The sequence below is a fragment of the Luteitalea sp. TBR-22 genome, from assembly GCF_016865485.1.
Lineage (GTDB): Bacteria > Acidobacteriota > Vicinamibacteria > Vicinamibacterales > Vicinamibacteraceae > Luteitalea.
Window position 1 is genome coordinate 1,760,503 of record NZ_AP024452.1, and the last position, 14,668, is coordinate 1,775,170.

15 protein-coding genes are annotated in these 14,668 nt (G+C 71.6%); 8 read left to right on the top strand and 7 right to left on the bottom strand.

Annotated features, from left to right (window positions below):
* The first annotated feature begins 191 nt into the window (after nt 1–191).
* The 3 genes from TBR22_RS07130 (at nt 192) to TBR22_RS07140 (ending at nt 3,760) form a co-directional block, all read left to right on the top strand.
* Nucleotides 192–1,007: a choice-of-anchor D domain-containing protein gene (locus TBR22_RS07130; RefSeq protein ID WP_239492274.1), complete on the top strand. Its 816-nt coding sequence runs from the start codon at nt 192–194 to the stop codon at nt 1,005–1,007.
* 338 nt (nt 1,008–1,345) lie between these two features.
* Nucleotides 1,346–2,965: a serine/threonine-protein kinase gene (locus TBR22_RS07135; protein ID WP_239492275.1), complete on the top strand. Its 1,620-nt coding sequence runs from the start codon at nt 1,346–1,348 to the stop codon at nt 2,963–2,965.
* A gap of 99 nt (nt 2,966–3,064) precedes the next feature.
* The gene (locus TBR22_RS07140) at nt 3,065–3,760 is read left to right on the top strand and encodes a DUF429 domain-containing protein (protein WP_239492276.1); all 696 of its coding nucleotides are present in this window, start codon (nt 3,065–3,067) and stop codon (nt 3,758–3,760) included.
* A gap of 90 nt (nt 3,761–3,850) precedes the next feature.
* On the opposite strand, the gene lptE is transcribed toward TBR22_RS07140, so the two are convergent.
* The 4 genes from lptE to TBR22_RS07160 form a co-directional block, all read right to left on the bottom strand.
* A complete protein-coding gene (gene lptE, locus TBR22_RS07145; RefSeq protein ID WP_239492277.1) occupies nt 3,851–4,489 on the bottom strand; it encodes an LPS assembly lipoprotein LptE in 639 nt (212 codons plus the stop codon).
* Between the two features lie 102 nt (nt 4,490–4,591).
* A complete protein-coding gene (locus tag TBR22_RS07150) occupies nt 4,592–5,440 on the bottom strand; it encodes a DUF1080 domain-containing protein (protein WP_239492278.1) in 849 nt (282 codons plus the stop codon).
* 151 nt (nt 5,441–5,591) lie between these two features.
* Complete coding sequence (locus TBR22_RS07155) at nt 5,592–6,479, bottom strand: dienelactone hydrolase family protein (protein WP_239492279.1); 888 nt, start codon at nt 6,477–6,479, stop codon at nt 5,592–5,594.
* Nucleotides 6,480–6,599: 120 nt separating this feature from the next.
* Nucleotides 6,600–7,349 (bottom strand): sulfite exporter TauE/SafE family protein, encoded by a 750-nt coding sequence (locus TBR22_RS07160; protein WP_239492280.1) that lies wholly within the window; start codon nt 7,347–7,349, stop codon nt 6,600–6,602.
* A 119-nt stretch (nt 7,350–7,468) separates the two neighbouring features.
* On the opposite strand from TBR22_RS07160, the gene TBR22_RS07165 reads away from it, so the two are divergent.
* The 4 genes from TBR22_RS07165 to TBR22_RS07180 all read left to right on the top strand — a co-directional run bounded on the left by TBR22_RS07165 (nt 7,469) and on the right by TBR22_RS07180 (nt 12,157).
* A complete protein-coding gene (locus TBR22_RS07165) occupies nt 7,469–8,086 on the top strand; it encodes a phosphatidylcholine/phosphatidylserine synthase (protein ID WP_239492281.1) in 618 nt (205 codons plus the stop codon).
* Between the two features lie 111 nt (nt 8,087–8,197).
* A complete protein-coding gene (locus tag TBR22_RS07170) occupies nt 8,198–9,910 on the top strand; it encodes a murein L,D-transpeptidase (protein WP_239492282.1) in 1,713 nt (570 codons plus the stop codon).
* A 147-nt stretch (nt 9,911–10,057) separates the two neighbouring features.
* Nucleotides 10,058–10,507 carry a YcbK family protein gene (locus TBR22_RS07175; RefSeq protein WP_239492283.1) on the top strand — a complete coding sequence of 150 codons (450 nt, stop codon included), beginning with the start codon at nt 10,058–10,060 and terminating at the stop codon, nt 10,505–10,507.
* Nucleotides 10,508–10,582: 75 nt separating this feature from the next.
* Complete coding sequence (locus TBR22_RS07180; protein ID WP_239492284.1) at nt 10,583–12,157, top strand: SIR2 family protein; 1,575 nt, start codon at nt 10,583–10,585, stop codon at nt 12,155–12,157.
* Here TBR22_RS07180 and TBR22_RS07185 read toward each other — a convergent pair.
* Nucleotides 12,129–13,211, bottom strand: coding sequence for an acyltransferase (locus tag TBR22_RS07185; RefSeq protein WP_239492285.1), 1,083 nt, complete (start codon nt 13,209–13,211; stop codon nt 12,129–12,131). The two genes, TBR22_RS07180 and TBR22_RS07185, sit on opposite strands and share 29 nt — an antisense overlap.
* 27 nt (nt 13,212–13,238) lie before the next feature.
* A complete protein-coding gene (locus TBR22_RS07190) occupies nt 13,239–13,631 on the bottom strand; it encodes a hypothetical protein (protein WP_239492286.1) in 393 nt (130 codons plus the stop codon).
* Between the two features lie 107 nt (nt 13,632–13,738).
* Between TBR22_RS07190 and TBR22_RS07195 the strand changes: the two genes are divergently transcribed.
* Nucleotides 13,739–14,239: a DinB family protein gene (locus TBR22_RS07195; protein WP_239492287.1), complete on the top strand. Its 501-nt coding sequence runs from the start codon at nt 13,739–13,741 to the stop codon at nt 14,237–14,239.
* A gap of 96 nt (nt 14,240–14,335) precedes the next feature.
* On the opposite strand, the gene TBR22_RS26910 is transcribed toward TBR22_RS07195, so the two are convergent.
* The gene (locus TBR22_RS26910; RefSeq protein ID WP_370651412.1) at nt 14,336–14,566 is read right to left on the bottom strand and encodes an MJ0042-type zinc finger domain-containing protein; all 231 of its coding nucleotides are present in this window, start codon (nt 14,564–14,566) and stop codon (nt 14,336–14,338) included.
* Nucleotides 14,567–14,668: the final 102 nt, after the last annotated feature.

Consider the following 14,668-nt stretch of genomic DNA (forward strand, 5'->3'; position numbering starts at 1 on the left):
CGCCTGACGCCGCCGTTCGGACCTGTCCGACGGTCAGGGCACGGCAGGCGAGGCACTGTCGACTGCACGACGCGCCGTGTACGGCGCCGAGCGGTGAGGCCGGCTCCACGTCAGACGCGGCAGGCGACGGGCGTTTCGGGCCCAGCGCGATCGCACCGGCCCTCCCGTGCCATCGCGCAGGGAGATCAACCGTGCATCGTCTGACACTTGCCCTCGTCTCGTCGCTCCTCGTCCTCGTCTCGGCCTGCAGCAAGGGTAGCGGGCCCTCCACGCCCACCGGCCCCTCGTCGAGCACGCCGACGCGCATCATCAACCTGTCGGGCAGCCTGGCGTTCGGCAGCGTGAACGTCGGGAGTTCTCGCGACGCCACCCTCACGATCACCAACACGGGCACCGCGCCGCTCACCGTCACCGGGATGAGCGCCACTGGTGGCTTCCCTGACCACAGCAGCGTGTCGTGGACGCAGGGCACCATTCCCGCCGGAGGCTCGCAGTCGGTGAACGTCCGCTTCGAGCCCAGGTCGGCCGGGACGTTCTCGGGCACGCTGACGGTGAACGCCGACCACACGGGCGGCGTGAACACCATCGCGGTGTCCGGCACGGGGGCCGGCGTCACCGCGGCCGGGACGTGGTCGGGCCGCTACGTCGTCGAGCGGTGCGACGGCACGGGGTCGGTGCAGGACCTGTTCTGCAGCGCAAACCGTGGGCTGTATCCGGCAGGCACGTCGCTGCCGCTCGACCTGGTGCTCACCCAGAGTGGGAGCACCGTCTCCGGAACCGCCTACTTCGGGCAGGTGACCGGCCCGGTGACCGGCGTCGTGTCGTCCGGCGGGACACTCACCTTGCAGGGGACTGCACGGTCGAGCGGCCTCACGATCACCGTCACGGGATGGAGCACGCCGATCAACGGCAACAGCATGACCGGCGTGATCAACTTCAACGTCGGCTCCGGCTCCCTGCCCGGCGTCGCGGCGATCACCGCTCGCCTCACGCAGGTCACGCGGTAGAGGCGTCGCCTCGACACCACCCGGCGGGGCGAGGCGCGGTCGGCTGTGCGCAGGGCCAGCGACCGCGCCCGATCCCTCCGGTGAGAGACTCGCCCGCCACAACCCGGGCATGCGTACAGGGGAAGGCGCAAGTGTACGGATGCGCCAGCGCACGTTCCAGAGGGAACGCCGGGGAGTCCCCCCAGCGCGACCTCTGTCGCTGCCGCGCGGCATCCGGCACAACCTTGGGTGGTGTCCGGGCGGCCACCGCGATACCTTCTTCACGCCGGGGACCCACGGCAGAGCGCACCAGTCATGTCGAGCGATCCATACCAACACCGCATCCGTACCTGTCGATGATGACGTCGACTGCACCTCACGGCAGCAGCCTCACCCCCACGCTGACCACGTCGCTTCCGCCCGCCCTGATGGCGCAGGCGGCGCGTCGGTTGCGCGTCATGGCGCTGCTCTACGCTGGCGTGTTCTTCGTTGCGGGCATCCTGCCGGTGCTGCTCCTGCCCGAGGAGCGCACCATCTTCTTCTCGCATCCGACCCGCTGGCTGCCGTCGGCGCTCTCGATCGGGACGGCGCTGGTGGTCGCCTTCGTCGCCGGTCGCCCCGCCCTCACACCGGAGGCGGTGGTGCGGCTCGGCTTGCTGTTCCAGGTCGTCGGCACGCTCGGCATCGCCTGGTCCGAGTACCTGCAGCCGGCCGACGGCACCACCGCGATGTCGCCGATGAAGGGCCTGTCGTGGGCGGCGGTGTGGATGCTGTCGTTCACGATCACGGTGCCGAGCCCGCCGCGCCAGGCCTTCACCGCCGCGATGAGCTCGGCCGTGATGGTGCCCCTGGTCGCCGCACTCGCCACGCGCTGGGGCTACCTGCCGTCGGTCTCGGGACCCGAGTTCTTCCTCCACGTCGTGCTGCCGTACCTCGTCGTGGTGGCCATCGCGGGGGTCGGCGCCCGCCTGGTCTACAGCCTCGGCGTCGACCTGAAGCGTGCGCAGGATCTCGGCAGCTATCAACTCGAGGAGCGCCTGGGCTTCGGCGGCATGGGCGAGGTGTGGCGGGCGCGGCACCGGCTGCTGGCGCGCCCGGCGGCCGTCAAGCTCATTCGCCCGGAGGTCTTCGAGGCAGCCGGCATCGCGCGGCAGTCGGAACTGCGGCTGCGGTTCGAGCGCGAGGCGCAGACCACCGCGCTGCTGCAGTCACCGCACACGATCCATCTGTTCGATTACGGCGTCACCGAAGAGGGCGCGTTCTACTACGTGATGGAACTGCTCGACGGCTTCGACCTGCGGACGCTGGTCGACCGCTTCGGGCCGCTGCCGGTCGAGCGCGCCGTGCACCTGCTGGTGCAGGCGTGCCACTCGTTGGCCGAGGCGCACGCGGTGGGGCTGGTGCACCGGGACATCACGCCGGCCAACATCTTCGTGTGCCGGTACGGTCGCGACGTCGACTTCGTGAAGGTCCTCGACTTCGGCCTCGTCAAGCCGCACGAGACCAGCGTGCGCGACGAGTCGATCGCGCGCCGCGATCGCGTCGGCGGCACGCCGGCGTTCATGTCGCCCGAACAGGCGCTGGCCGATCGGCCCATCGACGCGCGGTCGGACCTCTACGCCCTCGGCTGCGTGGGGTACTGGCTGGTCACCGGCGCCGTGGTGTTCCCCCGCAACACGCCCATGGCCATGGCAGTGGCGCACACGCAGGCCGTGCCGGAGCCGCCGTCGGCACGGACCGAACTGCCGATCCCGCCCGAGTTCGACGCGCTGATCCTCGAGTGCCTGGCCAAGGCGCCCGAGGATCGGCCGCCGTCGGCCGAGGACCTCGCGCAACGCCTGCAACGGCTCACCGGCTTGCCTCCCTGGGAGCGCGCCCAGGCGCGCGCCTGGTGGAACCTTCACAAACCGATCGATCCGGCCCGCAAGCGGTTGGCCGCCGACACGACCGCCGTGCGCACGGTGCGGCCGAGGCGGTAGGGCAGGAACTCCCGAACGCCGAACGGCGAACGAGAACGACGGAGGCTACCCAGCGGGGCGGGCGAATCTGCGATACCGTGCTGGCGTCGGAGGTCGTGCATGGCCAGGCAGCCCCTCGTCCACATCGTCGGCATCGACTGCGCCACGCGCGAGGCGAGCACCGGCGTCTGTCTCGCCACGTGGGATGGACGCCACCTCACGATCGCGGAGGCGTGCACCTGTCGTCCCGACCGAACGGCCGAGGATGCCGCGCGCGGCTGGCTCGCCGACGCCCCCAGCGGCATCGTGGCCCTCGATGCCCCCCTGGGCTGGCCCGACCCGCTCACTTGCGCGCTGGCCGACCACCAGGCCGGCGGACGCCTGCCGTTCGTGGCCGACGACCTCTTCGCGCGCGAGACCGATCGCGCCATCACCCGACGTCACGGCCGCACCCCGCCGCACATCGACGGCAACCAGGTGGCGCGCACGTCCCTCGCCGCGCTGCACCTGCTGTCGCGTCTGCGCGAGGACCTGGGGCGCCCGATTCCCCTTGCCTGGGCCTCCGGCGCGCCCGACGGGCTGGTCGCCATCGAGGTGTTTCCGGCGGCCACCGCTCGCGCGCACGGCCAGGACGGCACGCTGCCCTCGTGGGTCACGCCCAACCCGCACCCGGCGATGACCCGGACCATGCACGCGCGCGACGCGATCCTGTCGGCCGTCGCCGCCGTGGACATGCTCGAGGGCCGCGCCGTGCCGCCACGCGGCGCCGAACAGGAACGGCTGTCGCGGCGCGAGGGATGGATCTGGGCCAGGTAGTGTTTGACGTTTGACGTTTGACGTCGAGCGCCGAGCGCCGGACGCCGAACGCGGAGGCGTCGGCTGCCGCGCGATCGTGACACGCCCGCGTCAGCCCCCCGGCCTGGTCGTGCCAGTGGGCACCTTCCGGATGGCGTTCATGAACTGCGCGTTGGTCAGCACGTTGCTGGCCAGGTCGAGGATCGCTGACGTGATCGTCTCCGTGTAGTTGAGGCGCCGCATCCGCCGCCCCCAGTTCTCCCCGCGGCCGGTGGCGAGCGCCGCCCAGACCTCCGCGCCCTCCCTGTTTGTCAGGCGCAGGCGTACTCGCACGGTGCCGGTGTACGTCTCGCCGTCGTCGATCCAGAACTGGGTGAGCTCGCCGGTGAGTGTCAGGTCTGCGTCCTCCGTGACGAGATCGAGCCCGCCACTTGCCAGCTCACGTCGCAGGTGCTGGTCGACGAACGCCGCCACGTCGGTGCCCGTCACGACACGCGTGTTGCGACCGGTGACGTCGCCGATGGACGTGCGGTCCTCGCGCGCGTCCGCCAATGGCACCACGCGCAGCCGCTCGAGGCCGCCCGTGAGATCCACCACGGGCACGGCAGGGACTTCCCGCGGTGTCCATTCCAGCGGGACGTCGAACGACTTGACGGGTGGCTGCGCGGCCACGCGCGCGCCAGCCAACAGCGCGATCGCGGCGACCGCCACGATGGCGAAGCTGCGTGTGGGCCGTGAGTGGTGAGGCATGTGGATTCTTCCTCGTTACCCGGCACTCCGTGCGCGGTGCCCGGTGCCCGGTGCCCGACGTCCGCTGCCCGGTGCCCGGTGCCCGGTGCCCGGTGCCCGGTGCTAGTACCGGCAACTCCCCGGCTCGTCGTGGACGATGTAGCGCTTGTAGTTGCGCGCCTTGGGGTCGCGGCACCCCGACAGGTTCAGGAGCTCCACCTTGCGGAAGTCGACCGGGTGGCTCTCCGACTGCAGGGAAATCGACCCGCTCGTCAGCAGCGTCCCATCGACCTTCTGGCGCGGGTCATGGTTGGTGACGTTGCCGCCGCCCACCTGCGGGCGCTGGTACTCGAGCACGACCTGCCCGTTCACCACGTGACGGATGAACTCGCCGCCGTGCACGTGCGCCTCCGCGCGCACCCATTGGTCGCCGTCGAAGGTCGCCGACGACGAGTTCTGGCAGTGTCGGGTGAACAGCACGCCGTTCATCTCGACGTTGGTTCCGGGCGTGCACAGGTTGGCCGTGGTGCGCGGGCCCTTGCCCAGGCCACCGAGCAACTGCACCTCGATCGAGATCGGGAAGTCCTGCTCGCGCTGCATGGTCTGCGCGGGTTGGCCGTGGACCATGATGCCGCTGTTGCGCGTCGCCCAACCGGGGCCGCCGGACACCTGATCGCCGACGAAGCGGTACTCGACCGCCACGACGTAGTACGAGAAGGCATCCTTGTAGAACAGGTGCCCGAACCGTTCCTTGAAGGTGTCGTACTCGTCGTAGCGCACCTTCAGCAGGCCGTCCTCGACGCGGAACGTGTGCAGCGCGTTCTCGCCGACCGGGTAGCCGGTGATCTTCGGGGTCCATCCCGCCAGGCTCTTGCCGTCGAACAACTGGATCCAGTCCTCTCGGTCGGCAGGCGCCTGCGCGGCAGAGAGGACCGCCCCGGCGACCAGCACCCACGGCAGCAGCAGCTTCATCGCGGTCACCTGGCGCTGGCCGCAATGAGGGCCGCAAGGCAGGACGAGACGAGCGGTGGGACGTCGACGGCGGCGGGCAGCACACGCATGGCGACAAGAGTAGCCGAGGATGAGGGGCCGGTTCGCCGCGCCCCTCGAGGACCGCCAGGGGCTATGCGAGCTTCGCCTTGAAGAACTCCAGCGTGCGCGTCCACGCCAGTTTCGCCGAGGCCTCGTCGTAGCGCGGCGTCGTATCGTTGTGGAAGCCGTGCTGCGCGCCGGGGTACATGTGCGCGGTGTAGGTCACGCCTGCAGCCTTCAGCGCCGCCTCGTAGGCCGGCCAGGCCGCGTTGATGCGCTCGTCCTTCTCGGCCAGGTGCACGAGCAGCGGCGCCTTCACGGTCGCGGCGTTCTCGGGGGGCGGCGTGTTGCCGTAGAACGGCACCGCGGCCGCCAGATCCGGCAGCCTGGTGGCGAGCAGGTGCGCGATGCCGCCGCCGTAGCAGAAGCCCACCACGCCGACCTTGCCGGTGCAGTCCGCGTGTCCCTTCAGGAAGCGGAACGCCGCCATCATGTCCTCGCGCGTCTTCGGCTGCTCGAGGGTCGCGAAGAGCGCGCGGGCCTTGTCCTCGTCGCCGGGATAGCCGCCGAGTGGCGCGAGCGCGTCGGGCGCGAGCACCACGAAGCCCTCCAGCGCGAACCGCCGGGCGACGTCCTCGATGTGTGGGTTGAGGCCACGGTTCTCGTGGACGACGAGCACGCCCGGCTGCTTGCCCGTGGCGGCCTTCGCCTTCACGAGGTATCCGCGCGTCGTCGGGTAACCCTGCGGTGATGGGTACGTCACCGACTCGGTCACCAGCCGGGCGTCGTCGCGGGCGATCACCTGCGCCTCGGCGAACCGCGGGTTGAGCGCGTCGAGCAGCATCGCGGCCGTCACCCCGCCCACGGCGAACCTGCTGGCGCGATCGAGGAAGCCACGCCGGTCGATGTCGCCGTGGACGTACGCGTCGAACAGGATCAGCAGTTCCTCGTCGAAATCGGCTGCGGTCTTGCGTTCCATCGGGTCTCCCTGTCGCCCGCGCCTCGGCGGGGCGGCGGCATCCGGCGCCGGCATGCGGTCATGCCTGGTCCCGGCCGTGATGACGGTGTCGCCCTGATTACTGCCGCGAGGGGCCGGGCGTTACACGAGGATGAGTTTCCCCCCGGCGATGATCAACACGACGCCGAGGAGCTGGCGGAAGGTGTGGGGAGCGATACGGCGCGCGCCGAGGTCGCTGCCGATCACGCCGCCGACCACGGCCGCCGTCGCCAGGAGCGGCAACCCCGGGGCGAAGGTGGCGGTCGTCGGCGCGTTGCCGAGCAGGCCGGCGACCGAGTTGACGAGGATGAAGGCGGCCGACACGCCGCCGGTGTCGCGCGTCTCGGCCCAACTGGCGAAGATGAGCAGGGGGCTCAGGAAGATGCCCCCGCCGGTGCCGGTCAGGCCCGACAGCAACCCGATTCCCGCACCGAGCACCACCGCGACCGGGACCGACAACCGGCGCGTCACCTCGCGCGTGCGGTCGGCGACGACGGCGCTCGCCGGGCGCAACAAGCGCCACGCGGCGACGAGCAGCACGAGTCCCACCAGCGTCTTGTGCCAATGACCGCCCAGCTGAAGGGCGCCGCCCACGAACGCCAGGGGTATGGACCCCAGCGCGAAGGGCCAGAGCAGCGCCAGCGAGAAGTGCCCGGCGCGCATGAACCGCCACGTCGCGATCGTGGCGACCAGGATGTTGAGGACGAGGGCGGTCGGGCGCATCACCTCGGGCGCCACGCTCAGCAGCGCCATGGCGGCGAGATAGCCGGAGGCGCCAGCATGCCCGACCGACGAGTAGAGCAGCGCGGCCACGAAGATCAGTCCGGCCAGCACGAGCGTGGAGGTCAGCACGCTTGCATGCTAAACCGGGAGTCGGGAACCGGGACTCGGGAGTGGGGAGTCGGGAGTCGGGAGTCGGGAGTCGGGCGGCTGGCCTTGCGCAACGTCGGCGTTCCAGCCTCCAATGCCCCATGCCACACCTCTCGATGCTGCGGTCGTACACGTGGGCCGATCTCCTGACGATCGGCAACGCCGCCTGCGGGACGCTGGCGATCCTGCTGTGCCTCGAGTCGCTGGCCGAGCAGAACCCGGCCTGCCTGTGGTACGCGATGGGGTTGCTACCGCTGGCGCTGGCGCTCGACGTGGCTGACGGCTACGTGGCGCGACTCGACCGACGCCGCCAGTCACGCCTCGGCGCCGACCTCGACTCGCTGGCCGACGTCATCTCGTTCGGCGTCGCGCCGGCAGTCATCGGGTACGCCCTCGGGCTGCGCGGCGGCTGGGACATCGCGGTGCTGACCTACTTCGTCGCGTGCGGGGTGAGCCGACTGGCGCGCTTCAACGTGACCGCCTCGGCGCTGGCCGACCAGGCGACCGGCAAGGTGAAGTACTTCGAGGGCACGCCGATCCCGACCAGTGTGCTGATCGTTGCCCTGCTGGCGGCCGCGACGTGGGCCGGACGCACCGGTCCGGACCTGTGGCTCGGCGCGGTTCGGCTCGGCCCTGCCTGGCTGCACCCGCTCGTGCTCGTCTACGCCGCCAGCGGCAGTGCCATGATCAGCGCCACCTTGCGGATCCCGAAGCCGTAGGGGGATGCCGCGATGCCGCGGTGCTGCATGCAGAAAGCGATCGTGGCAGCGCGCCTCTGACCAAGGCGTCGTTCCGTTGCGCGGCCGTCTTCGTTACAAGGAGCAGGACACGTGTTGCTCCGCTCGCTCCTCGCCCTCCTGTCCCTGGCGCCGCTCATGGCGTTCCAGCCCGCGACGGTCGCGCCCGATCCCGACGTCGCCGCCAGCGTCACCCGGATCCTCGGCAGCGCGCGCCATCCGGGCCTGCGGTGGGCGTCCATCGACGACGTGTCCCGCGACCTCTGGGTGGTCTACGAGGGCGAGCCCGATCGACTCGCCTGGTTCGACGGCGGCGCCCCCCTGCCGACGACGGCGGCAGCCGTCGCGGCGGTGGCCGATGCGGCCCGTTTCGGCCTCGACCCCGAAGACTACGACGCCACCCGGCTGCAGGCGCAGTGGGCCGACCTGCAGGGAGGGCCGGCCGCCGCGGCCACCCGCGCGCAGTTCGACGTTGCGTTGAGTGTCGCCGTGGCGCGGCTCGCTCGCGCGGTGCACGTCGGGCGGATCGAGCCGGAACTCCTCGGGTGGAAGTATGCCGGTGCGCACCAGCGCCATGACGGCGTCGCCGCGGTGCTCAACGCCCGCACCAGGGGGCTTGCCGAGGTGCTCCGCGATCTCGAGCCCCGCGCCGACGGCTACACGCAGACGCGCGCTGCACTGGCGACGTATCGGGCGCTGGCGGCACTGGGCGAACCGGTGCAGGTGCCGCCGCTGCCCTCGACGATGCCGCGCCTGATGGCTGGGGCGACCTGGGCCGGCGTGCCGGCCCTTGCCGCCCGACTCGTCGCGACCGGCGACCTGCCGTCGGCACCCGCGATGGACAGGGCACCGCGGTACGCCGGGACGCTCGTGGACGCCGTGCGGCGCTTCCAGGGACGCCACGGACTCGAAGCCGACGGGCGCGTGGGCGCCGCCACGCTCGCGGCGCTGAACGTGCCGTTGGCCGAGCGGGTGCGACAGATCGAGCGTTCCCTCGAGCGTCTCCGGTGGCTGCCCGACCTCGCCGACGTGCCACACATCCTGGTCAACATCGCGTCGTTCCGGCTGCGCGCCAGCGACCCCCGCACGCCGGGCCCGCCGCTGCGCATGAACGTCGTCGTCGGGGGAGCCGCCGATCGCCAGACCCCGTTGTTCATCGAACAGCTCGAGTACGTCGAGTTCCGGCCCTTCTGGAACCCGCCGCCGAGCATCGTCAAGGACGAGATCCTCCCGAAGGCGCGCGCCGACGCGACGTTCCTCGCGCGAAACGCCTACGAGATCGTCGCCAGCCGCGCCGCCAGTGCGACTGCGATCGAGGCCACGCCCGAGAACCTCGCCAAGGTGGAGCACGGGCGGTTGTACATCCGGCAGCGCCCGGGGCCGGGCAACTCGCTGGGCCTCGCGAAGTTCGTGTTCCCCAACGACGACGCGATCTACATGCACGGCACCCCGACGCGGCACACCTTCCGCAAGGCGCGGCGGGACGCCAGCCACGGGTGCATCCGGGTCGAGCACCCCGAAGCGCTGGCCGCCTGGCTGCTGCGGGGCGACGCCGCCTGGACGGCAAGGCGCATCGATGCGGCGATGAAGGCCGAGACGACCTCGCGGGTCATGCTCGACGCGCCGGTGCCGGTGATCCTGTTCTACGACACGGTCCAGGTGAGCGACACGGGCGACATCGCGTTCCTGCCTGACATCTACGGACACGACCGCACCCTGGCTGCAGCGCTGGCCAGGGGCTACCCGTACCCGGCGATACCGCAGGCGGCGCTCCCGCAAGCGGTCGGAGAGACCAGCAAGCGGTAGGAGTACGCGACACGGCTGCGATCAAACGGCGAAGGTGTGCCGGGACGCGGATGCTAAGGTGTCTGGATGCACCACCGGCGTCGCTTCCTCAGGACCCTGGCTACCGCCGCCCCGCTCGCTGCTTTCCCAGGCAAGGCCCTCGCGGCCATGCGCAGGCCGCGCGTGCTCGCGTTGGCGCACCTCCACACGGCCGAGACGCTGAAGGTCGAGTACGGTGACGCCGACCGCTACTTCCCGGACGCGCTCGCGGCGGTCAACAAGCTGCTGCGCGACTTCCGCACCGGCGACGTGCACGACATCGACCCGGCACTGCTCGACCTGCTCGCGGCGCTGCGCGCCCGCACCGGCACCGCCACGCCCTTCCAGGTGATCTCGGGGTATCGGTCGCCGCAGACCAACGCGATGCTGCACCGCCGCAGCCCCGGCGTCGCGTCGGGCAGCTTCCACATGAAGGGCCAGGCGATCGACATCCGCCTCGGCGACGTCTCCCTCGGGGCGCTCCGCAATGCCGCGCTCGACCTCGGCCTGGGTGGGGTGGGGTACTACCCGTCGTCCAACTTCGTCCACGTCGACACCGGCCCCATCCGAACCTGGTAGGGCTTCGGTCCCTCGCGCCCGGCCTTCGGCCTTCGCGCACCGCATTCCAGCATCGCCGCTTCGCAGCATTCCGTAATGCCGTCCCGCACCGGCCACGTCTTCGTCACGCTCGGCGACCTGACGCGTTTTGCCGCCGACGCGCTGATCCTGCCCACCGATCGCGCCTTCACCGTCGAGGAAGGCTGGCGCAGCCTCCTCGACGCCGGCGCCTGCCCACCTGCCGGCCTCGCGCAGGGCCGCGTGCGCGCCTTCGTGCACCGGCCGACGGGCCACGAGGACCAGCGGGTGCGCGTGTGGACCAACGTCGGCGCCGAGTCGCCCGTCGGCAGCGAGTGGTTCGTCGATGGCGCGTGCGAGGCGCTGGAGCTCGCGGCCGATGCGCTCGGGGGCCAGACGATGCCGGGGGCCGCAGGGCGCCGACCGCTGGTGGCCCTGCCACTGGTCGGCACGGGACTCGGCGGCGGCCGGCACCGCTCCGGCGACATCGTGAAGGCGCTGCTCCCGCGCCTCGGCGCGACGGCGACCGCCAAGGGCGTCGACGTGGCCCTCGTGCTGATGCGCGAGCGCACCTACGCGGCGGTGCAGGCTGCCCGCGCGTCGATGACCGGCACGACCTTCGACACGCTGCTCACGCCGGTTCTGCGCGCCGAGGGCGACACGCTGGCCGGGTACGCGCGGCGCGGCGACCTCGTGCTGTTCATCGGCGCCGGCGCCAGCATCGGCGGCGGCCTCCCCGGCTGGGGCGACCTGCTTGATCGGCTCGCCGGCGACGCCGGCTTCTCGCTCGACGAGCGCGCGAAGCTGCGCAATCTCGACGAGCTCGATCGCGCGCGCATCGTGCAGATGCGCCTCGAGGCGCGCAGCCAGCGGCGGCTCGGCGAGCACATCGCCTCGATGATGAGCGCGAGTCCCTTCCGGCCGCTCACGCAGACGCTGCTCGCGTCGCTGCCGGTGACCCAGGCTGCGACGACCAACTACGACCAGCTGTTCGAGGGCGCCTCGGGCGACGTGGGCATCGACTGCGCCATCCTGCCGTACGCGCCTGCCCCGGCGCGCCGGCGCTGGTTGCTCAAGCTGCACGGGTGCGTCACGCACCCCGAACACATCGTGCTCACGCGCGACGACTACCTGCGGTTCTCCTCGAGCCGCGCCGCGCTCGCCGGCATCGTGCAGGCGCTGATGGTCACGCGGCACATGCTGTTCGTGGGGTTCTCGCTGCGCGACGACAACTTCCATCGCATCCTGCACGACGTGCGCAGCACGATGACCGCCGCGGGCGTCGGCGACCAGCCGTTCGGCACGGCGCTCGCCCTGTTTGCCGAGCCCTTCAAGCAGGACCTGTGGGAACGCGACGTGCGCATCATCCCTGCCTCCACCGAGGAGTGGGCGAGCGCGCACGGCGACCCGATCCGCGAGCAGGACGCGGTGCGGCGCCTGCTCGTCCTGCTCGACTACATCGGGATGCGCGCCTCGAGCGGCGCGTCGCACCTGCTCGACCGGCACTTCGACGGCGTGCTCTCGGACGCGGAACTCGAGGTCGGCCGGGCGCTGCAGGCGCTGGCCGCGGGTTTCACGCCGGCCGAGTGGCACACGACGGCCGGCCAGCGGGTCCTGGCCCTGCTCAGGGAGTTGGGCTGGGACGGCGCGTGACGCGGCGCGCCCATTCGCGTGCCGGCCACTCCACCAGGTGATGCACCAGCGCAGCCAGGGCCAGTGAGGTCGGCAGGCCGATGAACGCCACCCATGGCCACGTCCAGCCGGCGAAGAACAGCGCGCCGAACAGCGGGTAGTGCCAGAGGAAGAACGGGTACGACACGTCGCCCATCCACAGGGACCAGGGGTGGCGCAAGAGGCGGTCGGCCATCCCGGCGTCGCGGGACCGCTCCGGCATCGCCGCGACCAGCAGCGGCACCGAGGCCAGCAGCGCCACGGTCAACGCCGGCATGAGCAGCCCCAGGCGCCGCCACGGCACGCAGAAGCTCGCCCCGAGCAGCACCGTCGTCAGCGTCAGCACGCGCGGATGTCCCCACCAGCCGTCCAGGCGCGCCCGCATCCCGGGCTCGAACCGGACCAGCGCCAGCGCAGCACCGATCATCGGCGCCGCCAGGCGGCTCGCCGGCGCGTTGTAGGCCCAGGCGATGTCGGCCACGGCCCACGGCGCGTGTCGCATCGCGAGCGAGGCCAGGCCGAGCAGGGCGGTCGTTGCTGCCGCCACCAGAGGCCGTGTCGACACCAGTCGGCAGGCGCCGAGCACCAGGGGCAGCAAGGCGTAGAACTGCACCTCGAGCGCCACCGACCAGGTGTGACCGAACAGGAGGGGGTAGTCCAGTCCGGCGGCGCGCGTCAGGTTGGCGCGGAAGGTCGCAGCCACCCAGGCGTCGCGCTCGACCTGCCCCCAGGCGGGGGTGGCCCACCCGGCGGCCGCGGCGAGCGTGAAGGCCACCAGCGTCACCAGCAGGGCCGGCAGCACGCGCGCGGCCCGTCGTGACGCGTAGGCGATCGTCGGCATCCGACCGACCCTGTCGGCGTCGCTCCACAGCGCGTGCGCGATGACGAACCCGCTCAGCACGCAGAACACTTCGAGGGTGAGCGGCCCGCCCGGCGCGAGGCGCGGCTTCAGGTGGAAGGCCGCGACGACGAGGCACAGGATGCCGCGCACGCCGTCGAAGGCGCGCCACGCATGCGGAGGGCTCCCGGCCGACACGCCGAAGAGCCTACTGCACGGGCGCCGTCACTCCGGCGCGTTCCTGATGTCGGCAGCCGCGCGCGCGTGCTTGTCGGCGAGGGTACGCATCGCCCGGGCGTCCTTGCGGGCACGAGCCGCGTCCTGGCGCTCGGTGTAGCCGGCGCGATGCATCGGCGCGGCCTTGTATTCGTGGGGATACCAGCCCTGCTCGAGCTGGCGCGCCTTCTTCTCCAGCCGTCTCGCCTCGCGCTCGAGGCTGGCGGCGCGGTCGCTGTAGGCGTCGGCGACCTGCGTGTGCTGCTCGGCCGATTCGGCCACGGCTGCCAGCCGCGCCAGTTGCTGCTCCGCCGTGAGCACCTGCGCCGCGCCGGCGAGGCTGCTCCCCAGCATGGTGGCCGCCACGACCGCGGCCGCGATCAACCGTCGTTGTCGTTGCACGTCGACTCCTCTCCTGGTTAAGGACGGTCCCGCCACACCAACGGATCCAGTAAGCCAGATCGGGCGGACTGGTGCAACACGCCCCGGGCCCGTGGCAGGATGCGGGCATGACGCGCAATGACCTCGGGCGCCTGGTCGACTATCACTACTGGGCGCGTGATCGACTGCTGCAGGCCGTGGCCCGGCTCGATGCCGAGGCCTTCACCCGCGACCTCGGGAGCAGTTTCGCCTCGGTGCGCGACACGCTGGCGCACCTGCAGGGCGCCGAATGGATCTGGATCTCCCGGTTCAAGGGAGAGTCGCCGACGCAGTCGCTGCCCCTCGAGCGGTTCGCCACCCTCGACGAGCTACGCGCGGCCTGGGTCGTGACGGAGGCCGATCTCCGTGCGCTGGTCGACGGCCTGCCAGCCGACGGCTCGGCGCGCGTCGCCTACCGGCTCCTGAACGGCCAGCCCGGCGAGAACACCATCGCCGAACTGGTGCAGCACCTGGTCAACCACGGCACCTACCACCGGGGCCAGGTGGTCACCATGCTCCGGCAACTGGGCGCAACGCCACCGGCGTCGATGGATCTGGTGGCGTTCTTTCGGGAACACCCGGTCCCCTGAGCCCACGGGCCGGGGGCGGCCCTACCGCCCAGGAGCCGCAGCCCGCTGCCATCCCCGCGCCGGCGCGCCGGACGGGGGGCGACTGCCTGTTGCCGCCTAGGCGCGCCAGCTGCGATGCGGGGCCGCCGACTGGCGACGGTCGGGGCTCCAGATTTCGCCGCAGGGCTCGCATCGCCAGTATCCGTGCGCGCTCGGCGACTTGGCCGCCGACACGATGCGCGTGGAGGCACAGGAGGGGCAGGTCGTGGGCAGTGATTCGTCGGTGGCGGACGCGGCGAAAGCCTGGCGCGCGTCGCGCGCCGGCAGGGACGACGATGGGGGAACCATCCGTCATCGTCTCACGCGTGCTCATGGCCGCGGCAGGAATCGACGACAGCCGAGCTGGTGCGGTCGGGAGCGGGTGCGGGAAATCACGCGAACTGGCGGCAG